Here is a 26,501-nt window from a genome sequence, read left to right on the forward strand (position 1 = left end):
ATTAGTTGTTTAACTAAAATATTAGTTGTAAGTTTATCTCAATAACTCCCTTTCTCATGCAAACCTTCCCTGAGCTCACCCGCGCCGAGGAGCAGGTCATGCAGGTGCTCTGGCAGCGCGGCCCTTCTTTCGTGAAGGACGTGCTGGCCGAAATGCCCGCCCCGCCGCCCGCCTACAATACCGTTTCCACCATCATCCGCATTCTGGAGCAGAAGGGCTTCGTGGGCCACGAGGCCTTCGGACGTACTCACCGCTACCACGCGCTGGTCGCCCAGGATGAGTACCGCCGCTTCTCGCTGCGCAAGCTGCTGGGGGGCTATTTCGGCAATTCCTTTCCCCAGCTGGTTTCTTTTTTCGCGAAGGAAGAAAACCTCGACGCGGCCCAGCTCGACGAGCTGCTGCGCCATGCTTCCCCACCCCCAACCGCCGACTCCGATGAACCCGATCAGCCTGCTTAACTGGATGGTGCTCAGCACGGTGCTGCTGGGCGCGTGGTGGCTCTGCTACCGAATAGCCCTGCGCGACGAGCGCAGCTTTGCCTACAACCGGGCATTTCTGGTGCTGGGGCCGCTGCTGGCGGCGGGGCTGCCGCTGGTGTCGTTGGCCTGGCCCGCGGGCTGGGGTGCTGGTCCGGCCGCGACGTTGCCGGGCATCGCCACCGTGCTGCTGCCCGCTGCGCACATAAGGCCAGCGGGCACCGCCGCCGGCGTGGACTGGGCGCTCTGGTGGCAGGTCGCCTACGCCGTCGGCGTGTTGGCGGCGGTAGTGCAATTGGGCGTCGGACTGGGCAAGCTATGGCTGGCTACCCGCACGCTGCCCCGCGAAAAGCGCGCCGGCTATACGCTGGTCCGCATCCAGGGTCGGGTACCAACCAGCTCCTTTGGTCCGGTGGTTTTTTGGGATGAAACGCTGCCCTTGAGCGCCGCCGAAGCCCGTCAGGTACTAGACCACGAGCTGGCCCACGTGCGCCAGGGCCACACCTACGACCGGCTGCTGCTGGAGGTGGTGCGCGCCGTGCTCTGGTTCAATCCGTTTGCCCACCTCTGTAGCCGGGCGCTTATCCTCACCCACGAGTTTCTGGCCGATGAGGCGGCGCTCCGCCCCGAAGCCGCAGCCTCGTCCGAGGCTGTATTACTGCCGCATTCTTACACTCATCTGCTGGCCCGGCAAGTGGCCACCCGCCTCGGTTTCTCCCTTCCGCTTGCGCACTCTTTTTCTCATTCCCAAACCTTACGTCGCATTGCCATGATTCACCGAACCTCCCCCATCCGCCGCTGGAAACAGTGGCTCGCGCTGCCGCTGGTCGCGCTCCTAACTTTCACCGTCGCCTGCGAGCGAAATACGGAGACCGTCGCTCCGGCCACTCGCGCTGCTACGCAGAACGCGAAAATGCCACCACCCCCTCCGCCGCCGCCGCTTCCGCCGCCAGCACTTGACGTGGCACCGCCGCCGCCGCCGCCGCCGCCGCCGCCGCCCACACTCAACAGAGTCTATACCAGTGTAGAAGAGATGCCATTGTTTCGCACTGGCAACAATAATGATATCGTATCCTTTATTCAAAGCAAGCTTCAATACCCCGCCGAGGCTTTGCGCAACAAGGTGGAAGGCAGAGTTATCATTGCTTTTATAATTGATGAAGATGGTAAAGTAGGAGATGTTTCTATAGAGAAGGGAATAGGATCAGGCTGCGACGAAGCAGCGCTGAATGCAGTCCGCCAACTACCGCCATTTACGCCCGGCAAGCAAGATGGTAAGCCAGTGTTTGTGCGCTTTATGGTGCCCGTTCAATTTGCCCTAAGTGCCCCCGCAAAAAGCAGATAAGTAGCCGGCCTGACGGAGTTGGGGGTATCTGCTGCCGGCTCTTTCTGGCCCATTTCAAGGAGAAACCGCTTGAAAAGCTCCGGCCGCTGTCGGGGCCTTTCTGCGTTTGGCTTTATACGAACCGCCCGAAATGAGCTAACTTGCGGATAGTTATTGGCCTTCTAATCAAGATGTATTCAGTGTCCTTCTCCTTTTTACCCCGCCACGCCGTAGTGGCCGCCTCCCTGAGCCTGCTCTCTTTATCCGCGCTGCCCGGCTGCGGCACCCGCTCCGATGGCGAAAGCACCGCCGCTAAAGTCGCCGCGCCGGCCAGCCCCGCACCCCTCGACACGATGCAGATCAAGCTGGCCGCCATGCGCCGCGACTCGCTCAAGGCCGACTCCATCGTGCGGGCCAACGGGCAGCTGCCGGGGGCCATTTTGCCGGGCCACCGCATCGTGGCGTTTTATGGCAATATCCGGGCGAAGGGCATGGGTATTCTGGGCCGCGAGCCCAAGGAGCAGATGTTCCGCAAGTTTGATAAAGTCATCAAGGAGTGGGAAGCCGCCGACCCCAGCATTCCGGTGCAGCGGGCTATTCACAACGTGACCATTACGGCCCAGGGCGCGGCCGGCAAGGACGGCAAATACCGCCTGATGAACTCCAAAGCCACCATTGAGGAGGTTATTCAGTGGGGCAAGGAGCACAACTGCATCGTGTTTCTGGACGTGCAGGTGGGCCTGAGCAACCTGGAAAACGAGCTGCACAAGCTGGAGCCTTACCTGAAGGACCCCATCGTACACCTGGGCATCGACCCCGAGTTTGCTATGGAAACCAAAGGTGTGCGCCCCGGCAAGAAAATCGGCACCTACGACGCGAAAGACGTGAACTTCGCCGTCAAGTTTCTGGCCCGCATCGTGAGCGAGAACAAATTGCCCCCCAAGGTGCTCACCGTACACCGCTTTACCCAGGGCATGCTTACGAACTACAAAAACATTAAGACCGACCCGCGCGTGCAGATCGTGATGCACATGGATGGCTGGGGCGACCCGACCCTGAAAAAGGATTCTTACAAGGCCTACATTCAGCGGGAGCCTGTGCAGTATACCGGCTTCAAGCTGTTCTACGAGTACGACATCAAGCCCAAAAACTCCCACCTGATGACGCCCAAAGAAGTAATCGCCCTCACGCCCACGCCCCTGTACGTGCAGTATCAATAGTGAAATGGTGAAGTGGTGAGTGGTGAGTTTACCATTCACGTTGACATAAAAAAAAGCCCCCCAGAGCAACTCCGGGGGGCTTTTTTATTGTACGGCCTGAATAGCAAACTCACCATCTCACACCTCACCGCTAGTGGGCCGCATTGAGGTCGACGGCCTGACCGGGGCGGTTGCGCTTGATAATGAGTACCAGCGGCAGGCAAAGCAGGAAGAAAGCGCCAATCAGCAGGAAGGTCTGGGCGTAGGTGATGATGGCCGTTTGCTTCATCAGTGCACCTTCCAGCGCGGCGTAGGCCTGCTGCTGGGCCTGCATGAGGCTGGCGCCTTTAGCCATGAACCCGGCCACCAGCCCTTGCAGACGCTGCCGGGTTTCGGGGTCGTAGAGGGAGATGTTGGGGAGCATCGACACGCGGTTCTGAAATATGGAGCGGTCCAGGTACGTGCCCACCAGCGCCACGCCAAACGAGCCGCCCAGCTGGCGAATCATGCCTGTAAGACCGGCGGCCTGCCCGGCATCCTTGCCGCTGATGCCCGACAAGGACATGGTGGTGATCGGCAGAAAGAGCAGGGCCAAACCGAAGCCGCGCAGCATAAGCGGTCAGAAAAAGTCGCTTTCCCCGGCCAGGGGCGTGATGCGCGTGCTCATCCAGTAGGAGAAGAAAAAGAAGCTGGCGAAGCCCACGGGCAGAATATACTTCTGCGGTATGCCGCCCTGAATCATCTTGCCCACCACCGGCATCATAAAGCCCGATAGCAACGCGCCCGGCAGCAGCAGATACCCGGTTTGGGCGGCCGTAAAGCCCAGGATGCGCTGGCCTTCGAGGACATCGCGCGGCGGGAGCAGGAAACTACCATGCAGCTGGCCCTGAATAACGCTCTGCTCCACATTAAGGAGCGCGGCGAGCTGTTTCGCGCCATTGCCACCGAAATAAATCGGGTGGTGCCCTGCGACTATTTCGGCGTGCGCGTGCGCTTGTTGAGCACACCGGGAAGGGCATTTGCTGAGTTTGGCAAAGCCGCTGACGGCACTTTCGGACCCCTCAACGAGAACCGCTGGGACGACCTGCCCAACGCCGAAGAAGCCAGGCAGGCAGTAGTCGAGCTGTTTTCGCGGCCGGAGGTGTACATGGGGGGCAATTTTGAGGCGCTGACCCAGCGCTACGACCTGCTGCGCTATATCCGCGACCAACGGGGCACGCAGGCCTTGTTGTGCGTGCCCCTGGACGTGAACGACGCGCAAACGGCCGCCCTCATCCTTTCCAGTAAAGAGCCCCTGGCCTTCACCGACGACACTCTGGCCCTGATGCTGAATCTGGTGCCTCAGATTCAGCTGGCGGTGCAGAACGTGTTTGCCTTCGAGCAGATTGAGGCTTTGCGCGCGCAGCTGGAGCAGGAGAAAACCTACCTGATTGATGAGATAAATACCACGGGCAAGTTTGAGGATTTCGTGGGGCCGAGCGCCGGCATGCAACAGGTGCAGGTACGCATTACGCAGGTAGCGCCCACCGATACGACGGTGCTGGTAACGGGCGAAACGGGCACCGGCAAGGAGCTGGTAGCCCGCGCCATCCACAACCTCTCGCCCCGCCGGGAGCGCGCCCTGATTAAGCTCAACTGCGCCGCCCTGCCCGCCCAGTTAATTGAAAGTGAGCTTTTTGGTCACGAAAAAGGCGCTTTTACGGGCGCTCACGACCGGCGCATCGGCAAGTTTGAGTTGGCCGACGGCGGCAGCATCTTTCTGGATGAAATCGGTGAGCTGCCGCTGGATTTGCAGGCCAAGCTGCTGCGCGTGTTGCAGGAGAAAGAGTTTGAGCGCATTGGCGGCCGGCGCGTTATTCAAACCAACGCGCGCGTTATCGCGGCCACCAACCGGGTGCTGGAAGATGAGGTAGCCGCTGGCCGCTTCCGCGCCGATCTGTATTACCGGCTCAATGTTTTCCCCGTGCAACTGCCCGCCCTGCGCGAGCAGCCTAAGGACATTGAGCCGCTTATCCGCCATTTCCTCGACCGGCTCAGCCGCAAGCTGGCCAAGCCCGTGCGCGGCCTGCGCGAGCGGGATTTGCGCGCCCTGCGGCAGTACACCTGGCCCGGTAATGTGCGGGAGCTGGAGCACGTGCTGGAGCAGGCAGTTATCGTGTCGCAGGGGGCATTTTTGGAGTTTGGGGGCTTCTCGGCCACGCGCAGCCCAGCGGCGGCGAAGCTCGACAATGCCCCGCTAAAAACGCTAAAGAATCAGGAGCGCGACCACATTCTGGCCGCCCTGCACCGCACCGGCGGCCGGGTGAGCGGTCCCAACGGTGCCGCCGCTCTGCTCGACATCAACCCCAAAACCCTGGAAGCTCGCATGAAAAAGCTGGGCATCCGGCGAATAGTGGGAGTAGAAGATTTGTCCGGCTAGAGCGTACGGGTTTTTATTTTGCGTAACTCCTCCTTAAACCCTGTTATTGGCTTGCCTTCTTTTTTTGCCTGATCGATGGCCTTTTGCTGAGTAGCTTCAGCCTCCGTATTCAGCCGAAGTGTGTACAACAGATGAGCCAGGGTGTCATAATAAGCGGCTTGAGGATCAACTTCAATGGTGCGCTGACTCCAGCGCATGGCTTGCACTAGGTAGCTGCTGCGCCGCGTGCCGGTCAGGTAAAGGCTCCAGGCTCCGTTGTTCAGCTCAACGGCATAGAGGTCCGGGCCCTTAAACTTGGATTCTACCCAAGTCACTTTTGCCGTGGAGTCGCGCTTGGCCAGGTTGGGGTAGGGTGGCGGATTTTGAAAAGGCCCCCGTAAAGTACGCTGGGCCGCCTGTCGGCGCCGTACGGTATCAGCCGGGGTGGCCATATACTGCTGCTCGTAGTACCGAACCAGCATCGGAAGATACTGCGTTGTATCGCCCACGGCCCGGTAGTAGCGCATCATGTTCTGATCGTAGACGCGGGCACCCATCTGGTAGTTACGGGTCGCGTTCCAGGAGCCGCGGGCGAAGTTTGATCCTAGCATGGCCAGCTTGGGATCACGGCGCTCGATAGCATCCTGAATGGTGTTGCTGATAATCAGGCTGTTGATACCCGACCGCCGCGCGAGCGGCAATGTGGTGTACAAGCTGTCCACCAATCGTTGATTAAGACGAGCCAGCTTATGCGCCCGGCTATCGACCACCGGGCCACACTCATGCACAAACACCACCTCCGAAAACTGGTCGAAGGCTTTTACTGGCAATTCCTGCACGTAGGCATCTAGCAAGGCAGCACTGATGGGCGCGCCTATGCTACGCCGAGCCAAGATATACTGGCGCAGAAACGGTGCGCTTCGCTCACCCTGGGCGTAGCGCTGTTCCAGGCGGCTCAGGTTATCGGGGCTGGCCAGCTTCTGGCGAAACGTTTCAATGTCTTTTAGATAGCGTTGCGCCTCGTGCGTATTGCCAAAGCTACGGTGAAGCACCGTGCCATCGGAATGCAGGTAGAGATAAGTCGGAAAACCGCTTACGTAGTAGCGGCGCGCCAGCTTCTGGCCCGCCGCGCTGGTAAAAGCAGGAGCCTTCACCAGCATAAAATCACGCTGTAATACGGCTGCTACGGCCGCGTCATCCAGGCCCGTACCATAACGCTTTTCGACATCCTCCTTCGGGGTGCCGGGCGGTGGTGCCGGGGCACTGAACAGCAGAAACACCGGCTTCTGGAGCTGCTGAGCCCGCCGGAGTACCTGACCTAGGGAGTCCTTCTCAAAGCGCAGCTGCTGCGCCGAAACGGTAGTGCCCAGTAGCAGCGCCAGCACGACCGCCACCTGGCGGAATACTATGATTCTCATCACGGTCAAGATCAGCAGAAGGTGAAATGGTATTGGGCGAAAGTACAGAAAAACACCCCACGGCAAAGTGGTGGTGGCTCTGCTGCTTGTTCGTTTGGGCTAAAGTGAATAAGGAGGCACAAAACCTGCCGTTTTTTCCTTTTTCCTCGTACAAAGGCTATCTATCCATCTTACTACCAACGCTCATGGCCACTACCACATCCACGCCCAAGCATACCGACCCCGCCACCAAGAATAAGGAAAAGAAGAACGAGGAGACCGTGAAAGACAAGCCCGACGGCAAGAAAAAGACGACGCAGCAGAAGTAAGCTGCCAGCTACGAAAGCCCGACTCGCGTACAGCAGTCGGGCTTTTTCGTGCCCAAAAGTGGCTCGGAGCAGGCGCTAAACCTATTATCGGCACCTGGGATTGCAGCTCAATTTGCTCCCCGGCCCATGTTGGCTCGCGCGGCGGCCAGCTCACCCACGGGCGACGGAAAATTGCCCCCCAGCCTCGCCAAGTGCGGCCGAAAACCGAACTTAGGCGCATCAATCCGGCTCTATGAAACCACTTGTCCTGCTGCCCGTGCTGCTCCTGCTGACTGCTTGCGCCGCCCGGCCATCCACCGTAGCCCGGCCCGCGCTGCCTGATTTTGCCAGCTACCCCGTCTACCACGGCCCCGATCTGGGCCTCACGTTCCGGGAAGGCCGCGCTACGCTGCGGGTATGGGCCCCCACGGCTGAGGCCCTTCACCTCAAGCTCTATGAAGCCGGCACGGGCGGCACGCCGGTAACCGACGTTGCCATGCAAAAGGCCGAAAGCGGGACCTGGACCTATACTTTGCCGCCGCGACCCGCCGGCCGCTTCTACGTGGTGCAGGCCACCATTGGGGGGCAAAAACTGGCCGAAGTGCCCGACCCCTACGTCCACGCCGTGGGCCTGAACGGGCAGCGCGGCGCTTTGCTCGACCCGGCCATGGTGAACCCCATCGGCTGGCCCGATGACCGGCGCCCGATGCTGGCCAAACCCACCGACGTCATCATCGGGGAGCTGCACCTGCGCGACCTGTCCATGCACCCCGAATCGGGCATAGAGCAGAAAGGCAAGTACGCAGGGTTGGCCGAAGGCAACACCCGAGGCCCCCAGGGCGTCAGTACCGGCCTGGGCCATCTCACGGAGCTGGGCATCAGCCACGTACATCTGCTGCCGACCAACGATTTCGCTTCCATTGATGAGAGCAAGCTGAGCGAAAACCGCTATAACTGGGGCTACGATCCTCTGCACTTTTCAGTGCCGGAGGGCTCCTACGCTACTGACCCCGCCGACCCGGCCGCCCGCATCCGGGAGCTGAAGCAGGTGGTGCAGGCCCTCCATCGGCGCGGCCTGCGCCTGGTGCTCGACGTGGTGTATAACCACGCCACCGCCGTAGCCCGCACCAGCTTCGAGCAGCTCGTGCCCGGCTACTACTACCGCCACAATGCCGATGGCAGCCTCTCCAACGCCACAGCCTGCGGCAACGAAATAGCGTCTGAGCGGCCTATGGTGCGCAAGCTCATCGTGGAGTCGGTGGCGTACTGGGCCCGCGAGTATCACGCCGATGGCTTTCGGTTTGACCTGATGGGCGTGCTGGACCTGGAAACCATGCGCGCCGTGCGCGTAACCCTGGATCAGCAGGATCATAGTATTCTGATCTACGGCGAGGGCTGGGCGGCCGGAACCAGCCCCTTGCCCGAAACCGAGCGGGCTGTGAAGGTTAATGTGTCGCGCCTGGACCGCGTGGCCGCCTTCAGTGACGAACTGCGCGACGGCGTGCGCGGGCACTACGCCCGGCACACAGAGGCGGGCTTCGCCAGCGGGCAGCCGGGCCTGGAGGAGAGCGTGAAGTTCGGCATCGTGGCCGCCACTGAGCACCCGCAGCTGGATTACACCAAAGTAAATTACAGCAAAGCACCCTGGGCCGCCTCGCCCGCCCAAACCATCAACTACGTAGCCTGCCACGACGACCAGCTCCTTTGGGACAAGCTGCAAGCCTCCAACCCCGGGGCCACCGAAGCAGAGCTGATTCAGCGTGATTTGCTCAGCAATACCATCGTCTTCACCTCCCAAGGCATCCCGTTTCTGCCCATCGGCGACGAGTTCCTGCGCACCAAAGGCGGCTCCCACAATTCCTTCGATCAGCCCGACAGCGTAAACCAGATCGACTGGGGCCGCAAAGCCCGCTACGCGCCGGTATACGAGTTTTATAAGCAACTGCTGGCCTTACGCCGGGCGCATCCGGCCTTCCGCCTGCCCACCCGCGAGCTGATTCAGCAGCACCTCGAATTCCTGCCCGATTTGCCCCCCGGCACCATTGCCTACCGCCTGCGCGACCACGCCGGGGACGACGAGTGGCAAAATATTGTGGTGGTGTTCAATGGCAACCGCACGGCTGCCTCAGTAGTGGTGCCGGCTGGCCAGTACACCATGGTGCTGCGCGGCGACCAAGTTGTATTAACTGGCATCGAGAAAATGCCCCCCAGTAGCACCCCGCTTACCCTGAAAATGCCCCCCAGTACGGCTATGATTCTAGTGGAGCCATAGAGAGCAGACGGACCTCAATAATGGGTTATTCAACCACTATCTCATGCTTGCTCAACAGCCCTGGCAAGCCTTCCAGGCTAAAGCGCGCCTTCTTCACTGCGTTTATTTCAGGGTCGATGAGGAAACCGGAGGCCGTCGTGAAATCGGCTCCGACAAGCTGCGTTTGCTCAAATATCGCCCCGGTCAGAGTGCATTCCTGGAATACCGCTTCCGTCATGTCGGCGTAGGAAAAATCTGCCTCGGTCAGGACGCAGTGAGCGAAGCGGGTACCGCGCAGACGCTTGCCGTGGAAAGAAGCGTACGGAAGCTGGCAGTGAGCAAAACCTACCTCAAACCCCAACTCCCGACAGGCCGAAAACTGCACGCCCGAAAGCTTACACTCGCTGAACTCCACATTTTGCAGCCCCGCGCCCGCTAGTGTGACCAACGACAGGTTGCATTGCTCAAACCGACAGTCGATAAAGCGCTTATTGGTCAGGTCAGCGCCCGAGAAATTGCCGGCCACGAACCGGTATTGCTCCATCTCCTGCTGGGGGGCAATTTCCGCCGCCGTCCAGCGCTCAAACACATTCTCGGCGAGAAAAATAATTGGTTTGCGGGCAGCCGCAGTAGTGCGCCGTGGTTTCATAGAAAAAGATAAAATGATGCGGCTTCACCACGGCACCTAGTCCAGCGACCGGCCGTGGAAGAGCAGGTAGCCGATGTGGCCAAACACCCCAAAGCGCTTGGCGGAGTCGTCGTAATAAATGCCGTGCAAGGCCAGCGGCCCAAGCGGCGTTTGATACACGAAGCCCGTGCTGGCCGTCAGGCGGGGCCGGTCGAAGCCAGCGTTCATGATGGCGCGCTGACCTTCGCTATCGCGCAGAGGCTTATACACTAGGTGAGCGAATGCTTCGGAGCGCCATTCCAGCTTACTGGCCAGTAGGCTTTGCGAAAAACGCAGTCCAGCAGCGGCATAGCGTGGTGACCTATAATTATCCAAAAATAAGGTGCGCGAATCTACCAAAGGAGAAAATACCGGCGCGGTGGTCATAGAAGAGCGGTAGTTGGCGAAGCGAGTCTGCCCACTGACTACTACTTCCCCGAAGTACCCCCACACCTGTTTTTTGCTCGGCAGCATAAAATACTGCTCCGTGGTAGCTGAGAACTGCAGCCATTGATGATGGTTGTGGTATTCATTCGCGAATACCGACGTGGAGCCGGGACTGTAAATCTCGGTGCCTTGCACCCCGCGTATACTCACCAGCGCCCGGCGTCCGGCCGTAGGATACTGCTTGCGGTTTAGAGAGTTGCGGCTGTAGCGGAGCGCCGATGTCAGGCCGCGGAAACTGGTGCGGTCCAGCACGTCGCTGGAGGATACATCCCGGGTGTTGGCGTAGTTATCTTGGTTGCCAAAATAGCCAGCCTCAAATGAAACGCGGCTGCGGTAGCGGGGGCTAATCCCGATTTGCACGCCCAGCGCCAGGTCGCTTTGCTCGATGAGCGTATTCTGAATATCGCGCCCCAGCAGGCCGCCGGTTTGCTGGTAGCTCCAGTTGTTGTAGGTCACGCTGGGCTCCACGAAGAAGGGCAGTTTTTCGGGGATGCTAACCCGGAACCGGCCCTGCACGGCGTTATAAAAACGTCCTAAGTTGGCATTCGCAGCCGCCGAATACAGGTATTTAGTCAGCCAACGATATTCCAGGCCCACATAAATATTGTCCACGGCTCTGGTAGCCAGTACAAAGCCCGCTTCAGCCGAGAGGTTATTATTCTGGCGGGCATCGATGTTGAAAACGTAGCCCTGCTGGTCTTTATCGTAGCGAATACGCGGATAGATGTTGCGGAAAAAGTCGTCGGCGGCCAGGCGGTAGTAACCTTCCTCAATCTCATCGATGGAGTAGCTGCGCCCCTCGCGGCGGAAAAAGCGGCTCACGTAGGTGTTCTGCTTCTGCCTTAGGCCCTGCACCGTAATGCGCTTAAAGACAGGACCGGGGGCCAACGTTTGAAACTCGCGTCGACGGCTGGCCAGCGCCAGTGTATCGACCCGGCGCGGGATGCGTCGCAGCATCTGCGTGAGCTTATCCTGCGCTGCCTTCTCGCCCAGCTCAATCAGCTCGCGCACTTTGTCGAAATCAGTGGCGCCATAGCCCTCTAGATCGGGCTGAATAAATACCCCGTTCGGACCCACGGCTAGCGTATCGGCGACATCAGCGCCCAAAAACACGAGTGAACCCAGCAAAAGCTCGTCGTCCTTCTCGAAAGGGTATTTTTTGTACGCCACATCGCCCACGTTCACCCCAATGATAATATCAGGCTGAAACGCGGACCGCATCACGTCGGTGGGGAAGTTGTTATAGATGCCCCCGTCGAAGAGATAGCGGCCATCGAGGTTGCGAATGGGTCGAAAGACCAGGGGCACTGTCATCGAATTGCGCACGGCATCAGCGAGCGAGCCGTTCTCCTGCACTACCTGTTTGCGGGTAAACACCTCGGCGGCGAGGCAGCGGAAGGGAATAAACAGGTTGTCGAAGTCGTAGTTGGCAGCAGCGGCGGCCGGGGCCAGAAACTTGGCCAGCGCGAAGTTTAGGTTGACGTCGTTGATCAGGTTGGGCGAGATGCGCGTGTTCAACGACGAGTCGATGGCCACGCCCACGCGCAGGGCCGCCGGCGAGGCGTCGGCATTCAGGTAATTGAAGCTTTTATCCTGCAATTGCTCGCCCGACACCCAGTACTGAAAGTCCGGGTCCATGACGATTTTCTCAATCTCAGTGGGCGAATATCCAGCCGCGTACATAGCGCCCACCACCGAGCCCATACTCGTGCCGATGATATAGTCAATCGGTATCTTGTTCTTTTCCAGAACCTTCAATACGCCCACATGCGCCAATCCCTTTGCGCCACCTCCGCTTAGCACCAAACCAACTTTCTGAGCCTGCGCCGGCAAAGCAGGCCAGCCGAGCCCCATGATCAGGAGGCCGAAAAAAGGAAACCAATTACGTAGCATAAATAGGAAGTAGCACAAAAAAGCCCCCCAGGGGCAGCGGGCCGACGCCAGTTGGCGCGACTGGTCAGCAAATTACCGCTTTCCGGCGGCACTACCGTTTAGCTTACCATTTGCGAAAGATGACGTACACCGCCGCCACCAGCAGCCCAAAGCCCAGCACATGGTTCCAAGCTAGCTTATCGGTTTTGAAAATGTACACCGCGCACAGCGCGAATACGCTCAACGAAATGACCTCCTGAATAACCTTGAGCTGAAACAGGTTAAAGGGTCCGCCATTTTCCGCGAAGCCAATACGGTTGGCCGGCACTTGAAACACGTACTCAAAAAACGCCAGGCCCCAACTCACCAGAATCACACCTACCAACCCCAAACCGTGCAGCCAGGTTATCTTCTTAAACTGCAAATGCCCGTACCAGGCAAACGTCATGAAGAGGTTGGAGACGGTGAGCAGCAGAATGGTATAAAGCGCTTTCATAGATGCCGGGTTACTCCTCGTGGCCCGCAATACTGCGCTGGGGGGCATTTTTCAGGTCCGTGCTTTCCTTATCGAGGCGGCGCTGCTCGGCGGCGGAAATGCCGGGGGGCAAATTGGTCAGGTCGGGCTGGCCGGCATTCACCCAGCAGGTGTACCAGAAAGCCCCCACCAGCTGCACCGCCCGGCGCATCTGCCGCTCCACCTGTCCGTGCAGGCGCTCATGGTAAGCGCGGCTGAAGTCGCGTGAATACACCCGCACGGCACCTTGGGCACCGCGTTCTTCAAAGCCATATTTCTTGTCATTGGGAAAACGGCTGGTCAGCTCCTGCTCAAACCGCAATACTGAGTCTACGGCCGCGTTGGAGCGCCCCACGGCCTCCCAGATGCTGAAGGTGGGGTTATCCAGGTAAGGGGCCGGGCCGGTGAAGAAGTCATAGTTCGCGCTCAGCAGCTCGGGCAAGCGGCTCTCCCACAGCCCATGAATGCCCCGCTGGTTAGTCAGCTGCCCGTTATAGTTGCGGGTGCTGTGCAGCGGCACGCAGGCGTCGGCCACGTAGTGACCCAGATCGGCGGAAAGATGCAGGATGCGGTCGGCGTCGCGGGTCCGAAAAGCCTCCGTCAGTTGGAGCTGCATGCGGGCTACATGCCACGGCACAATCCCGTGCCGTTGCAACGTGTCTTCGCCATACCGCGCCACGGCGTCGGCCCAGCTGCGGGGCAAACGCACTAGGGCGCTGTCGCCGTAGGCATCCACGTCCAGAAAATGACGTGCGGCCTCGCCGGGCACCACGGCCCGACGCTGGTCGGGACGGGTAGCATGATCGGTGAGGTAATCGATGTGCTTTTTGTAAAACCCCAGCAGCTCGGCTGGCAGCGTAAACACTGCCAGCCGATTGATAAGCCGATGGCCGAAGAACCCCCACGCCCGCGGCTGCAAAGGCAGTAGCAGGAGCAACAGAAGTAGCGGGAGTTTCTTCATGATCGGTAGCTGGGGGCAAATTCTTTCGGCTTAGCGCCGCCCTTGCCCCGCGAAGCGAAGCCGATAATCGGCCTTCACGTCGCCCTTGCTAATGCGGGTGAGCTTGCCCTTGAGCAGCTGCTTCTTGAAGCCCGACAAATGGTCAGTGAACAGAATACCCTCCAGGTGGTCGTACTCGTGCTGAATAACGCGGGCAGTCATACCGGAGAAAGCCTCTTCGCGCACCATGCGGGCTTCGTCCTCGTAGCGCAGCACGATATTGGCCGGCCGGAACACCATCTCCCGCACACCCGGAATGCTCAGGCAGCCTTCCTCGAAGCCCCATTCCTCACCGGTTTCGCTCACCATCACGGGGTTAATGAAAGCACGCTTCACGGCCTGATCCTGGGGGGCATTTTCGGAGACTTGCACGGCTTCCACGTTTTCTTCTTCGGCCTCTTGCTCGTCCTCATCCTCATCCTCATCGTCCAGCATAGGCGCCGAGTCAATAACGAACAAGCGCACCCCGCGTCCAATCTGCGGAGCGGCCAAGCCCACGCCGCGAGCGTGATACATGGTGTCAAACATATCGGCAATGAGCTGTTTCAGCTCCTGAGCCTCAATATCTGCTGATATGGCTTTGGCGGGCGTTTTCAGCACCGGGTCGCCGAAGGCAACGATGGGGTAAATCATCGGGAATTAAGGAAAGATTGCAAAATAAGCGTGGCACTCACGCGGTCGACCGTGGCTTTATCGCGGCGGTCTTTCTTAGAAAGCCCCCCCGCCAGCATTGCCGCGTGCGCCATGCGCGAGGTGTAGCGCTCGTCAAGTTCGTGCACCGGCACGGTCGGCAGCTCGCGCCGCAAACGCCGCACCAAACCAACCACGGCGCTTGTCACATCCGTTGGCTCGTTGAGCAAGGTACGCGGCATCCCGACCACAATGGCGGCCAGCGGCTCGCGTTGGTGATACGCCTGCACGTATGCCAACAGGTCCTGGCTATGGATGGTTTCGAGGGGCGTCGCAATGAGCTGCAACGGGTCGGTTACGGCCAGTCCCACGCGCTTGTTGCCGTAGTCAATGGCAAGAATTCGGCTCATCGCTTCAAGGTGAAATAAAAGGGGGCGCGGTAACGCCGCTACCCGCCCCAAAGATACGGCCCTCATCTCTATTGCCCGAAACGTCAACTCGATCTAAGGTAATACAAGTAAAACGCGGCAGTTATCCTTTTTATTGAAAAAGTCATATATAAAGCACTATGCTCTTTATAGCGCACCTTAGCATATATATGGCTTTATCACCTAGTTATCTTATAAATATGTATTACGAAATATAAAATTGCATTGTTATTTGAAAATAATAAACGCTTAATAATGGGCATGGTTTTCCCGTAATAGTTTTAATAGATTTGGAATGTTGCCTTGTCGCTAACTCCCATTTATAGTTAAAACATCTACTCTTCCAGCCTTTTATGAACGCCAAGTCGAACACTGTTTCGACGCCTGCTCCGGAGCTTACTCCGATGTCGGCGCCTCGTGCTTCCCGCTTCCATGTGCGGCAGCCATGGCTACTAGCGTTGGTGCTAGCCGGCGGTATGTTGGTAGGAGCTAATCCATTCAAACCATCGGGGCAAAATCCCGACAGCACCTCGCGGGGCTACCTGAAGTTCAAGGAGATTCTGAGCTACGTAGACCGCGATTATGTCGATTCAGTCGATGCTGAAGCGCTGTCTGACTATGCTATTGGTCGTATGTTGGAGCGTCTCGACCCACACTCGGTATTTATTCCAGCAAAAGACCAAATTCAGGCGTCAGCCTTTCTGCAAAGTGATTTCGACGGTGTAGGCGTAGAGTTTAATATCTTTCAGGATACGGTAACAGTAATAGCTTCGCTGGGTGGCGGCCCGGCGGAGCATGCTGGTCTTCGCCCCGGCGACCAGCTGCTGGCCGTTAACGGCGAAGCGGTGTCGGGCGTGCACATGACCACCGAGCAGATGTACAGCAAGCTGCGCGGCCCGCGGGCCAGTCGTGTGCAGCTTCAGCTTCAGCGCCGCGGCTCGCCCAAGCTCCTGAACGTGATGGTAATCCGCGAGCGGGTACCCAATAGCTCGGTGGAAGTAGCTTACATGGTTGATAATCAGACGGGCTATATCAAGGTGAGCCGGTTTGCCAACAATACCTACGAGGAATTCAAGCAGGCACTGGGTGACCTGCACCGTCAGGGCATGTCGCGCCTGGTATTGGACCTGCGGGGCAACCCCGGCGGCTACCTCGACCGGGCCACCAAAATGGCCGATGAGTTTATTGCCGGCACCCGCAAAATCGTGTATACCGATGGGAAGGGCGATCAATACGATACCCAAACCTACTCACGCGTGCTGGGTGAGTTCGAAGAAGGCCCGCTAGTAGTGCTGGTAGATGAAGGCAGCGCCTCGGCTGCAGAGGTAGTAGCCGGTGCTCTGCAAGACCATGATCGGGCTCTGCTGGTAGGTCGTCGCACTTTTGGGAAAGGCCTGGTGCAGCAGCCCATCGCCCTGAACGATGGCTCCGAGCTGCGCCTGACAATTGCCCGCTATTACACGCCTTCGGGTCGCTCCATTCAGAAATCATATCAGGGTGGGCACGCTGAGTATGAGAAGGAACTGGCCACGCGCCAGCGCCGAGGCGAGTATTTCCACGCCGATAGCATTCATTTCGCCGACTCGTTGCGGTATCGTACGATGCACGGCCGCACGGTGTATGGGGGCGGCGGTATCATGCCCGACTTGTTCGTGCCCCGCGATACCACGGCTTTCTCAAAGTATTATCGCCGTCTGCAAAGCCGCAATCTGGTGCGTGAATTCGCTCTAAAATTTTACCAGGACCATCAGGCTGAGCTGGAAGGACTGCGTTTTGAGCAATTCAATGTGTCGTTTCGTGTCACGGATACGCAACTCCAGGCTTTAAGCGCTTTAGCGATCCGTACGGGCCTGGCGGCCGATGCGGCTGGATTGCGTCGAGCGGCTCCGCTATTGCGCTCGCAGCTCAAGGCGCACATCGCGCGGATAGCTTATGGCAAAAATGCCTATTACACGGTATTGGCTGAGCAGGACATAGAATTCCAGCAGGCCCTACGCGCCATTGATACGAGTACGGCTCAGCTTACGGGCAACTGAGCATAGTTCTTGCCTATCACCGGTCTCTGCCATGTAGCTTATTGAATTGAGGCAGGAGACAGATAGGTTATCGCCACTTCAATTGATTGATTAGTAAGTGATTGTTGATAGTGCTCCAACACCTGCTTAGGCTGTTTTTTTGGTGGAAAGCCCCGCCGTTATGGTAGACGCAAGTAACCTTTTTTTGGAAAACGAATGAGCGACGCAAACAAAGATTTACAGCAGGCTCTGGAGCAATTCTGGAGCTATATGGCGCGGCGGCAAGGTGGAACAGTATTGGTGGAAGAACTGAAGCTAAACTTCTGGGATGACGACCACGATACCATGGAGCGTCGGCGCTACCGCAGTGATCTGCATCGGGCCACCATATCCGAGATTGAAAAACAGAACGGCGGCTGGGGCGACGTGAGCGGCATCGACCTGCTGCTGGAAGCCATCACGGCCGACTATCTGCACGAGGATGTTCTGTATGAGTGCCTCGAAACACTTAAGCCCGCTCGCCGCACCATTCTCCTGGAGCGCGGCTTGCTTTCGCCGCTTTACCATACGCGGTACTTAGCCGCTGAGCACGTAGCGCACTATATCATTCCGCATCGTACGGAGCTGATGGAGTTCCTCATCTGCCACGACGATCATAAGCTGGTCAGCCGGTACGCGCTCAATACTTTGTCGGACCTGCACCCTGCGAAAGCGGTAGAGTACGCTTTGCCGCGCCTCACCGACGAAGATGCCTACATGCGCTTAGCTAGTGTGCTGGCGCTGCAAGCAGCAGGGCATAGCCTGCCCGCCGAGTTGGTAGCCACTCTGCGTACCGATTCGAATGAGTACGTCCGCGAAGCCGCTACCGAGTTGGTAGTAGCCAAACAGTAACTTCCTATTTATCTCTATTTGCTAAAACTCTACTATACTTAAGTACTTATCAAGCAAAATGCCGGTCGTTCCCTACGTAGGGAACAACTGGCCTTTTTGTGATTTAAGGCTGAATGGCAGTGATTTTTCGCTTTGTTACTCATAGATATAGCAATTCTACAACCAGTGCAGGGACGCGTATTCTCGTCTCTACATTGTTCGTGAAACTGCTATTAAAGCCAGGAAAAGCTACTTACGCTTGGTGGGGGGCAATTTTAGGTCTTGATAGTAGAAGTGTTGCTCCAGACTCGTGAATGGCTGCCCATCAACCTCGGCGTAGGGATAAACGAAATAATTGAGCGGGGCACCTTGCTGGCTGGGGGCCAATGTAAGGTCGCGGCCGCGGGTCAGCTCAACCCGGTTCTCATCGTGGGCTCCAAAAAAGTAAGCGCGTTGCGCTGGGTTTTTGGCCGCCTCGGAGGCGTCGATGGGTACCCAGCCGGTTTCGGGGGTATAAAACTCTGCCCAGCAGTGATACCCTTTTAGTTCGCCTGTGCCCCGCTCGGGAGGCAAGGGAAACCCGATGCTGAAGCGTGCTGGGATGCCAAGGGCGCGGCAGTAGCCGATAAATACCGCGTGAAAATCGGTGCAGTTACCCCGGCGCGCATCGCAGGCGTAGTAGATGTCGCCGCGTCCCCAGCCCTGACCCGTTTTATCGTACTTGACGGTAGAAACCACATGGTTATAAATGGCTTGCGCCTTCTCCAGGTTGGTGTGGGCATTGGCTTGCGCCACTACCTCGTTGGCCCACTGCCTGATCTTGCCATCCAGCGGCACCAGGCGGTCGGGCTGGAGCCAGCGGGTCATGTTGGGGTCCGGTGCTTCGGTAGCACTGGCAGCATCAGCAGATTTAGGCGCCACAACCGGGTTTAGGTGCTCACGTCGCGCCGCCTGAAAGCGCACCGACACGGTGAAAGGCTCGGCCGACGGACTCCTCACCTTCAGACGCAGCATTTGGTTGTTGTACTGCGCCTTCACCACCTCATACGGATGCGGAGATTCTATCTTTAAGTCGCTAATAGTTTGAGACTTATCGGAGTGCGGCACGGGTAGCCACAGATCAACGGCACTGGCGCTGGGGGGCAAATCCCGAACGGTTGTTTTGTATTCGAATACGAAAGTGCGTATGCGAACCGGCTGGGGGGCTTTTTTGGGGGCTGGCTTCGTCCCTAAGCTGGGGTTAGGCGTAAACGCGGTAATCAAAAACAGAAAAGCAAGTTGGCCAATCCATTTAGGCGAAAGCAAAGCATTAATCACAACTAGAGGGTATTTTTACTACAAGCTCCGGCTCCAATAAAAAGTTGGTGAGCAGCAGCTTATGAATGAAGTAGATACAAAGGGCGGTACGCGCCCGCAAAGGTAAGGCGTTGGCGCGAGGCGAACTTAGCGCGTAGCGTTTCTAGGGGAATTTGCCGACCTTCCAGCTCGTATTTTTGAGCAATGCTAGCCTTGCTTTGTCTACTTATCTTATGGCTTACTACCACCGCCTCGGCCAGATTCCGCGCAAGCGCCACACCCAGTTCCGGCAGCCCGACGGCTCGCTTTACGCCGAGCAACTCGTGGGTACGCTGGGCTTCCACGGCGTCTCATCTTTGCTCTACCACATTCATCCGCCTACCCAGATAAAAGAGGTAGGTGAGCCGGTGCCCTACGGCGAAAAACTGTTGAAGGATAGAGCTTTGCAGCCCAGCCACCTGCGGACCTTGGCCCAGACCACCACCGGCGGTGACTACCTGCAGGCCCGTCAGACGCTCATGGGCAATGCCGATGTGATGCTCAGCATCTGTAACCCGACGGAGCGGCGGATGCGGTATTACTACAAAAACGCGCTGGCCGACGAGGTGATTTTTGTGCACGAGGGCCGGGGCGAGCTGTGGAGCCAGCTAGGCAAAGTCAGCTTTGAGCCCGGCGACTACGTGGTAGTGCCGCGCACCATTATTCACCAGTTTCACTTCGAGGAAGGGCCGGTGCGCCTGCTTATTATCGAGTCGTTCAGCCCCATTGAGACGTGCCGGCGCTACCGCAACCACTTTGGGCAGCTGCTGGAGCATTCGCCTTATTGCGAGCGGGATATGCGCGCCCCGAGCGAGTTAATCATTGAAGACGAGCCCGGCGAATACCGCGTGCAGGTCAAGAAAGAAGGCTACCTGCATCAGCTCACTTACGCCCATTCGCCTTTCGATGTGGTCGGTTGGGACGGCTATTTCTTTCCCTACGCCTTTTCTATCCATGATTTTGAGCCTATTACGGGCCGCATTCATCAGCCCCCGCCCGTGCATCAGACGTTCGAGGCCCACAACTTCGTCATCTGCTCCTTCGTGCCGCGCCTCTTCGATTATCACCCGCTGAGCATTCCGGCGCCCTACAACCATTCCAACGTGGACTCCGACGAGGTGCTGTACTACGTGGCCGGTAATTTTATGTCGCGCAAAGGCGTTGATCTGGCGTCGTTTACGGTGCACCCCAGCGGGCTGCCCCACGGCCCGCACCCCGGCACGGTGGAAGCCAGCATCGGCAAAAAGGAAACCCACGAGCTGGCCGTGATGGTGGACACCTTCCGGCCCCTCTATCTCACCGAGACGGCGCTGCAATACGTGGACGATAAATACCCGATGAGCTGGAATCCGGATTTTAAGCACGAAGCGCCCCGCGCGGCGGATATGATGGATTAAATGAAATTTTCCGGGCTCAAATCGATTGGCTGAATTGTTGCGGAAAAGCGCCAAAAGCTAATCACATGAAAAAAATACTGTTTCTAGTTCCACTCGCTTTCTTGCTGGTAGCCATTGGCTGCAAGAAAATTGACCAATTACTCACCTTCTACATCGAAGACACGCAGAATATTCGCGTGGCCGGCAACTCCGTGGTGGGGCTCATACCCATCGCGCCCGTAGCCGTGACCACCCGCTCGGAGGAGAAGTTCAAGAATGAAGACACCCGCGCCGATTTGGTGAAAGACGTGAGCTTGAACAAGCTGACGCTCACTATTACCGACCCCAACAACGAGAATTTCGACTTTCTGGAAAGCGTTACGCTCTATATCAGCACTGAGCAGAGCGACCGGGTGGCACTAGCCTCGCTGAGTTCGGTGCCGACGGGCCAGAAGGTAATTGAGCTGAAGCCCAGCGGTGCCAAGCTGGATAAATACCTCAAGGCTTCCAGCTACACGCTCACTACCGAAGCCCGCGTCAAGCGCGCCGTCTCCCAGGATATCACCATGCGCGCCGACTCGCGCTTCAAGGTAACGGCCGATCCGCTGTAAATCGTCACTCAATTTCTGGATACTAAAAAAGCCCCCCACGAGCGTTCGTGGGGGGCTTTTTTAATTACTATAATGTCGCTTTAGGGCTGCACTGTCTTGTTGTATTCGTCTACAAGCTGCACTACATGGCCCAGGTCGGTAAACGAGAGGTTGTGGGCAGTGGCGTACGCGGCCATCCGGTTGGCATCGTCGCCAAATAGCTTCAAGATGGCACTCTTGTTCAAGCCTGTTTCCTGCGCTATTGGTCGCTTGGGCACGTGGGCGTACAATCGACTTACTCGTTGTATACTCTGATTAGCCGGCTTACCTGTGCCACCGGGTGTGATGCTTGCGGTAGCGCTGCTTTGCAACACTACCTCGTGCAACAACAAGAGCTGCACCGGTCCGGAAGCAGTAGTTAGCTTTTCAAATAAATTATAGTCGCGTTTCGACTGCTCCGACTTATAGGGGTGCGCCACAAACTCGCGGTAGACGGAGGGCAAGGCAGTGCTGAACTGTGCGGCCTGAAACTGAGGAAGTAATAATACAGTATCGGGCCGGGCGGGAGGCCCTGGGCGGTGCATTTCCAGCGCACGGGCCATCAAATTGTAGCGCATCTCAGCCTTCAATTCCTGACCATTAGCCAACTTTATGGTGCCAAGCCGCCAATCACTATCATAGTACGTCAAAGGTGAGGCGGCTCGAAGCTCCTCCAACATGCGCTGCTGCTGACCCGACCTAACCGCTATCTGAAAGGTTTCCTGCCGCATCTGAGACATGGAAGTTTCATGGCGGGAATAATCCATGTTTACTGTTCCTTGGGCCAAGCTGAACGGAGATAGTCCCATTGTCAGGACTATGCTAAGTCCTAAGCAAGTAATAGTAGAGATTTTCATATAGTAGAGGTGCTGTTAAAATCCTTGGTTAAAGCTATTGATAGTCACCTACCGGTTGCGCCCGTACTGCTCATGGCTGCTTACCCAGTCGCTACTCGATATAGCCGCGCCCAGACTCAGCTCGCCGGCCAGCACCACCCCAGCTACTATTTCGGCAAACTTATTCACCGTGCCCCGGCCCACGCAGCCCAGCATCCGCAGGCACTCGTTCTGGGTGGCCAGGCCCGTGCCGCCGCCGTGGGTCGCCACGATGAGGGAAGGAATGGTAATATTCATGTATAAGTCGCCCTCCTTGGTTACCTCCGTATATAGCACTCCCGCCGACGACTCCGACACATTGGCCACATCCTGACCAGTGGCGATAAACATGGCGGTAATACCGTTGGCCGAGTGCGCGCCGTTGTTGTTGGCCCCGGAAATAAAGGCCCCCACGTTGCTCACTTGACCGTGGTAAGCGAGCTGCTCGGGCGTCACGCGCATGCGCTGATGCAAGATGTCGCGCTTGATGACGGCCTCGGCTACTACGCGCTTGCCTCGGGTTCGCATCACGTTGATCTGGGAGGCTTTTTTGTCGGTGGCGAAGTTAGATTCGAGGTAGAAGTGGCGAATGGCGGGGCCTTTGTAGTTCTCCAGAATCCAGGAGCAGGCGGCGAAAGTGGCGCGGCCCACCATGTTCTGCCCGGCCGCGTCGCCGGTGCTGTAGTTGAAGCGCAGGTAGGCAAACTTGGTAGCCAGATACGTATCGATGTACTGGAGTTTGGCTATCCGCGAGGTGCTTTCGGCTTCCTGACGAATGGCATCGATTTCGGCCTCCACCCACTTACTAAAGTCGCGCGCACCGCGGGCGTCGTCGAATACGAACACGGGCGCTCGCTGCATGGCGTCGCCGATGACGGTGCATTTTACGCCTCCGCATAGGTTGAGCACCTGCATACCGCGGTTGTAGCTGGCTACCAGCGTACCTTCGGTGGTGGCCATCGGAATGAGAAAGTCGCCCTGGGCGTGCTCGCCGTGTACGGTCAGCGGGCCGGCCAGGCCCACCGGAATCTGAGCCACGCCCACGAAATGCTCGCAGTTGCCCTGGAGCATGTGGGGGTCGAAGGAGTAGTGCTTGAGGTGCTTAAACTCTTGCTCGGTGTACTGCTCAGCGAAGCGCTGCCGCTCCTGAATGGCCGCCTCCGAGTAGTCGTCGGCGTCCTGGCGCGGAATGCGCGTGCGGTTCGTCGACTGATTTACAATGCTGTCCTCTACTTCCACATGCAGGTCGCCGAAGGGCTCGGCCGCAAACTGCACCTGCACGCCGTGAATACCCTCGGTCAGGGCAGCAGTAGTCAGGTAAAACGTAATGCTGTGGCCCACCAGAAACTCCAGGCCGCCGGGCGTGCGGCTCAGCACATCGGGGGCGGGGCGAATGTCGCCGTCGCCCAGGTCTAGGGCTATGTGCTCGGGGGTGATATGCTCTTCATTAATCTGCACGTAGTCGAGGCGGGTGAAGCGCACCGTGTCGAGGCGGTTCTTGATGCTGAAGGCCACGCCGTTGGGCGTGTTGCGCAGGCTGCCACGCGTATAGAGCAGCTTGAGCAGCATAGGACTGGGCGTAAAGATCATAAGCCGGAGGAGGTGGGGTTAGAACTATTGGCTTATAAGGTGCGAATTTTTTGGAAAGGAAACGCATGAGATAGCAGAAATTGCCACCACTATAAGCTGTGACAATTTCTGCCGTATAGATCACTCATTTCTTTTCTGTTATCTAATGCACCTTTGTTTTAGGCCCTTTTGCTACCCAGCTATAGTACAGCCAGCCATACACGCCACCTCCAATACCGAAGTTTATCACGTCAAGGTATTTAGACCTACTCAGTAGCGGATAAAGATTTAGAATGTGCTTGGAGGGACTCACAAAAATTAGAAAAATGGCAGCGGCCAAAACAAACCCTACTCCTACCGATAGCTGCCAACTACCTCCGTTGGAGTAGTGAAAAATAATATAATGAAGTAACATGAATAAAATATAGAATAAACCGCCATACACTAGTACCGTAAAAAAACGAACAATGCAGTTGGATAAGAATCATCAGGGCTTAAAAGACCTATAAGTATAGAGGATACTAATAAAGCCGCCGCTACGGACACTAGTGCTTTTATAAATTTCTTCATATGGACTTGTTAACTATCCAAGGTTAAACGTGGTACCCCAAACTGAGGTCCTGCTCGAAATAGACAACAGTCCTACCTTAAAAAACAAAGGTAGATTGACAATATGCAAGCATAGGAAGTTATACCAACACTGCCAGCGCCTTCAATTAGTTACAATCTACGGTCGATAAAGATTGCCCATTCTTTAATGCTTGTTGTATTTTATCCCATTTGGGACGATTAGTTATTGGTGGGTTAACACTAACAATAATTCTAGGTTTGCCGGGAATCTCTGGTTGCTTATCAAATATTTCTGCCTTTATATTTGTCATCAATAGCTCCCATAACTTATCGGCCTTAGTAAATTGAACAGCCTCTCCATTAAGGTTACCATCCGTTAAAATATCTGATATAAAAGCTAGTGTGGCGTCCCCATAACCTGTAACTCTGTCAGCCCTACTGGCGCGAGTTTAGCGCAGCGTAACTCGTGCCTATTATTTTATGAGGCTGCGCCTCATCCGCTAGAAAAACGCTGCCCGGATTATCTAGGCGGCGCGCTCACAGCTTGCCGCTGGCGCGACAGTGGAGGTGCAACCTCCACACCAAGATTAGTCACGAGTTGCGCTGCGCTAAACTCGCGCCAGTGGGGGGTTGAAGGTTTATTAGTTGGTTTGTTGAGTAAGTGGGGGCACCTTGAATTGTAGTATCAAATTGACTTTTGTGTCGACAGGCTGATTGCCTATTCTACCCGGTTTGAACTTACCCAAAGAGTTAACCAATCGTAATGACTCAGCATAGAGTACTACACCCGGATACCCTGTAACATTCGGTTTGACAACATGGCCAGCTTGGTCTATAATAAATTCCATTACTACAGGTTTTAGTGTGCCGGAATCCTTCAGATTATAGTAGCGTGCCTGCTTGGACAGCCACAGTGGAATGTCAGACCAAGCTACCTTTGGGTATTGAGGCAACACATCAACAGGGCTAGCCGAAATGAATAGGGGATTTATAGATACCTCGATTTTTGGTCCATCGGGGCAGCTGATAACAACAATTTCCTGCCCTAATGCCTCCTGCCTCGTCAAACCCAGCCCACACACCAGCACCAGTGCCACCAGAAACCGCCGCAGCTTGGGCCGCAACCGCACCGCAGGCACCAGTTGTGCCAGCAAAAACTGGCTGCACACCCGGCCATCCGGGGAAGTGGCTCGTGCTTGCTCTAACTCGGTTTGGGTACTGTTGGTGAAGTCTTGTACGAGCCGGTCGCAGAGGGCACAGTAGTGACCTTGCGCCTGGGGCGTCAAGTGCTGCTCGCCTACCGAGCAGGGCTGAATTCGGACGTTGAAAATAGGCAGGCTGAGCATTACGAAAAGAGCCTTATTGCTTTGAAGACTTGCTCAGTAAGATAGTAGAAGAAATGATAAAAGCCCCCCACAGTCGCTCGGCTGCGCTGTGGCAAAGATTTCACTCCTCAAAAAACTCCCGCCCCCGCGTGTCAATATACCCCGCCTGCCCGCTCTCGGTGAGCACGCGCGCGGTGCCGGCTACGAAGGGTTGGGCCTCGCGGTACTGAGGTTTCACCAGCAGCTTGCCGGTGGGGGCGAGGTAGCCGAAGCGGCCGGTTTGCTCAATGATGGGGAAGGCGTAGCCGTTGGCGGGCGTGGCCCGGATGGCGTCGTATTCCAGGGGTAACACCAGTTGGCCTTTCTGGTTGATGACGCCCCACTTTGCCCCCCGGCGCACCAGCAGCAGGCCATTGTAGCTGTCCCGGATTTCGTCGTACTCGGCGGGCACTACGGCATGACCCACGCTGAAGCGAAAGCCGACTTTGCCGTTGCGGCGCACCAGATCGCCTTGCTCCAGGAAGTCGGTTTCGGCGGTGGAGTCGGGCGGGGCGGTGAGGTGGTTGCCGGCGCGGTCTATCTGGTAGGTTTCGCCCTGTAGCTCCACGGTGGCGCGGCCGTGGTGGAAGTTGGTGGCGCGGGTGAAGTGCGGGGGCGTGAGCGGGGAGCCGTCGGGGGTGATATAGCCAAAATTTGCCCCCCGGCGCACCCAGGCAATGTCGTCGATGAAGGGGCCGGCATCGTCGTAGCGCAGGGGCAGCACGAGGCGGTGGTGCTGGTCGGCGTAGCCCCAGAGGCTGCCGCGGCGAAAGGGCACGAGGCGGCTGGGGGGCATTTGGGCCAGGGCGGGGGCCAGCAGGAGGAGCCACGCCAGTACCAGCAAGCCGCGGCGCGCCGACAGGCGAGTGATTTTCAGAAGCCGAAGAGGGGAGAAGGCAGGCATCAGCCGCGCAAAGATAAGGATACAGGAAGTACGGTACTTTGCCTGGTGTTGCGTTCGCATTGTACCTTGTAGGCCCATTCTTT

24 protein-coding genes are annotated in these 26,501 nt (G+C 57.3%); 10 read left to right on the forward strand and 14 right to left on the reverse strand.

What is annotated here, in order from left to right; translation table 11 throughout:
* Positions 1–56 precede the first annotated feature (56 nt).
* The 3 genes from B9A24_RS09720 to B9A24_RS09730 all read left to right on the forward strand — a co-directional run bounded on the left by B9A24_RS09720 (position 57) and on the right by B9A24_RS09730 (position 3,020).
* A complete protein-coding gene (locus B9A24_RS09720; protein ID WP_084445072.1) occupies positions 57–458 on the forward strand; it encodes a BlaI/MecI/CopY family transcriptional regulator in 402 nt (133 codons plus the stop codon).
* Positions 436–1,821 (forward strand): M56 family metallopeptidase, encoded by a 1,386-nt coding sequence (locus B9A24_RS09725; RefSeq protein WP_159452015.1) that lies wholly within the window; start codon positions 436–438, stop codon positions 1,819–1,821. Before B9A24_RS09720 ends, B9A24_RS09725 begins: the two co-directional genes overlap by 23 nt.
* Before the next feature lie 179 nt (positions 1,822–2,000).
* Positions 2,001–3,020: a hypothetical protein gene (locus B9A24_RS09730; protein WP_234997164.1), complete on the forward strand. Its 1,020-nt coding sequence runs from the start codon at positions 2,001–2,003 to the stop codon at positions 3,018–3,020.
* A 130-nt stretch (positions 3,021–3,150) separates the two neighbouring features.
* Here the strand turns inward: B9A24_RS09730 and B9A24_RS09735 are convergent, their stop codons facing one another.
* Positions 3,151–3,612, reverse strand: coding sequence for an MFS transporter (locus B9A24_RS09735; RefSeq protein WP_084445077.1), 462 nt, complete (start codon positions 3,610–3,612; stop codon positions 3,151–3,153).
* Between the two features lie 6 nt (positions 3,613–3,618).
* Positions 3,619–3,906, reverse strand: a complete 288-nt coding sequence (locus B9A24_RS21655) for a multidrug efflux MFS transporter (RefSeq protein ID WP_143434879.1) — start codon at positions 3,904–3,906, stop codon at positions 3,619–3,621.
* Between B9A24_RS21655 and B9A24_RS09740 the strand changes: the two genes are divergently transcribed.
* Complete coding sequence (locus tag B9A24_RS09740) at positions 3,874–5,418, forward strand: sigma-54 interaction domain-containing protein (protein WP_143434880.1); 1,545 nt, start codon at positions 3,874–3,876, stop codon at positions 5,416–5,418. The two genes, B9A24_RS21655 and B9A24_RS09740, sit on opposite strands and share 33 nt — an antisense overlap.
* On the opposite strand, the gene B9A24_RS09745 is transcribed toward B9A24_RS09740, so the two are convergent.
* Complete coding sequence (locus tag B9A24_RS09745; protein WP_084445081.1) at positions 5,415–6,815, reverse strand: hypothetical protein; 1,401 nt, start codon at positions 6,813–6,815, stop codon at positions 5,415–5,417. The two genes, B9A24_RS09740 and B9A24_RS09745, sit on opposite strands and share 4 nt — an antisense overlap.
* A gap of 185 nt (positions 6,816–7,000) precedes the next feature.
* On the opposite strand from B9A24_RS09745, the gene B9A24_RS22965 reads away from it, so the two are divergent.
* Complete coding sequence (locus tag B9A24_RS22965) at positions 7,001–7,123, forward strand: hypothetical protein (RefSeq protein WP_262490593.1); 123 nt, start codon at positions 7,001–7,003, stop codon at positions 7,121–7,123.
* A gap of 232 nt (positions 7,124–7,355) precedes the next feature.
* Positions 7,356–9,374, forward strand: coding sequence for a type I pullulanase (gene pulA / locus B9A24_RS09755; RefSeq protein ID WP_200813902.1), 2,019 nt, complete (start codon positions 7,356–7,358; stop codon positions 9,372–9,374).
* Between the two features lie 25 nt (positions 9,375–9,399).
* Here the strand turns inward: pulA and B9A24_RS09760 are convergent, their stop codons facing one another.
* The 6 genes from B9A24_RS09760 to ruvX all read right to left on the reverse strand — a co-directional run bounded on the left by B9A24_RS09760 (position 9,400) and on the right by ruvX (position 14,893).
* Complete coding sequence (locus tag B9A24_RS09760) at positions 9,400–10,002, reverse strand: pentapeptide repeat-containing protein (RefSeq protein WP_084445085.1); 603 nt, start codon at positions 10,000–10,002, stop codon at positions 9,400–9,402.
* Between the two features lie 36 nt (positions 10,003–10,038).
* Positions 10,039–12,360, reverse strand: coding sequence for a patatin-like phospholipase family protein (locus B9A24_RS09765; protein WP_084445087.1), 2,322 nt, complete (start codon positions 12,358–12,360; stop codon positions 10,039–10,041).
* A gap of 103 nt (positions 12,361–12,463) precedes the next feature.
* Positions 12,464–12,835 carry a DMT family protein gene (locus B9A24_RS09770; protein WP_084445089.1) on the reverse strand — a complete coding sequence of 124 codons (372 nt, stop codon included), beginning with the start codon at positions 12,833–12,835 and terminating at the stop codon, positions 12,464–12,466.
* A gap of 10 nt (positions 12,836–12,845) precedes the next feature.
* Positions 12,846–13,814 carry a zinc dependent phospholipase C family protein gene (locus B9A24_RS09775; protein WP_084445091.1) on the reverse strand — a complete coding sequence of 323 codons (969 nt, stop codon included), beginning with the start codon at positions 13,812–13,814 and terminating at the stop codon, positions 12,846–12,848.
* A gap of 30 nt (positions 13,815–13,844) precedes the next feature.
* Complete coding sequence (locus tag B9A24_RS09780; protein WP_084445093.1) at positions 13,845–14,486, reverse strand: peptide deformylase; 642 nt, start codon at positions 14,484–14,486, stop codon at positions 13,845–13,847.
* Positions 14,483–14,893, reverse strand: a complete 411-nt coding sequence (gene ruvX, locus B9A24_RS09785; RefSeq protein WP_084445095.1) for a Holliday junction resolvase RuvX — start codon at positions 14,891–14,893, stop codon at positions 14,483–14,485. Before ruvX ends, B9A24_RS09780 begins: the two co-directional genes overlap by 4 nt.
* A gap of 371 nt (positions 14,894–15,264) precedes the next feature.
* Here ruvX and B9A24_RS09790 point away from each other — a divergent pair, with 371 nt between their 5' ends.
* Positions 15,265–16,947, forward strand: coding sequence for a S41 family peptidase (locus tag B9A24_RS09790; RefSeq protein WP_234997167.1), 1,683 nt, complete (start codon positions 15,265–15,267; stop codon positions 16,945–16,947).
* 195 nt (positions 16,948–17,142) lie between these two features.
* Positions 17,143–17,817 (forward strand): HEAT repeat domain-containing protein, encoded by a 675-nt coding sequence (locus tag B9A24_RS09795; RefSeq protein ID WP_084445099.1) that lies wholly within the window; start codon positions 17,143–17,145, stop codon positions 17,815–17,817.
* A gap of 228 nt (positions 17,818–18,045) precedes the next feature.
* On the opposite strand, the gene B9A24_RS09800 is transcribed toward B9A24_RS09795, so the two are convergent.
* A complete protein-coding gene (locus tag B9A24_RS09800) occupies positions 18,046–19,059 on the reverse strand; it encodes a transglutaminase-like domain-containing protein (protein WP_234997169.1) in 1,014 nt (337 codons plus the stop codon).
* A gap of 266 nt (positions 19,060–19,325) precedes the next feature.
* On the opposite strand from B9A24_RS09800, the gene B9A24_RS09805 reads away from it, so the two are divergent.
* Positions 19,326–20,528 (forward strand): homogentisate 1,2-dioxygenase, encoded by a 1,203-nt coding sequence (locus tag B9A24_RS09805; protein ID WP_084445101.1) that lies wholly within the window; start codon positions 19,326–19,328, stop codon positions 20,526–20,528.
* Between the two features lie 65 nt (positions 20,529–20,593).
* Complete coding sequence (locus tag B9A24_RS09810) at positions 20,594–21,118, forward strand: hypothetical protein (protein ID WP_084445103.1); 525 nt, start codon at positions 20,594–20,596, stop codon at positions 21,116–21,118.
* 80 nt (positions 21,119–21,198) lie between these two features.
* Here B9A24_RS09810 and B9A24_RS09815 read toward each other — a convergent pair whose 3' ends face one another.
* The 4 genes from B9A24_RS09815 to B9A24_RS09830 form a co-directional block, all read right to left on the reverse strand.
* The gene (locus tag B9A24_RS09815) at positions 21,199–21,876 is read right to left on the reverse strand and encodes a hypothetical protein (RefSeq protein WP_143434881.1); all 678 of its coding nucleotides are present in this window, start codon (positions 21,874–21,876) and stop codon (positions 21,199–21,201) included.
* A 165-nt stretch (positions 21,877–22,041) separates the two neighbouring features.
* Positions 22,042–23,601 (reverse strand): hydroxymethylglutaryl-CoA reductase, encoded by a 1,560-nt coding sequence (locus B9A24_RS09820; protein ID WP_084445108.1) that lies wholly within the window; start codon positions 23,599–23,601, stop codon positions 22,042–22,044.
* A gap of 1,190 nt (positions 23,602–24,791) precedes the next feature.
* Positions 24,792–25,496: an energy transducer TonB gene (locus B9A24_RS09825; protein WP_084445110.1), complete on the reverse strand. Its 705-nt coding sequence runs from the start codon at positions 25,494–25,496 to the stop codon at positions 24,792–24,794.
* Positions 25,497–25,596: 100 nt separating this feature from the next.
* Entirely contained in the window at positions 25,597–26,418 is an 822-nt protein-coding gene (locus B9A24_RS09830) for a WG repeat-containing protein (protein WP_159452016.1), read from the reverse strand.
* Between the last annotated feature and the right edge of the window lie 83 nt (positions 26,419–26,501).

Source organism: Hymenobacter roseosalivarius DSM 11622 (assembly GCF_900176135.1).
Lineage (GTDB): Bacteria > Bacteroidota > Bacteroidia > Cytophagales > Hymenobacteraceae > Hymenobacter > Hymenobacter roseosalivarius.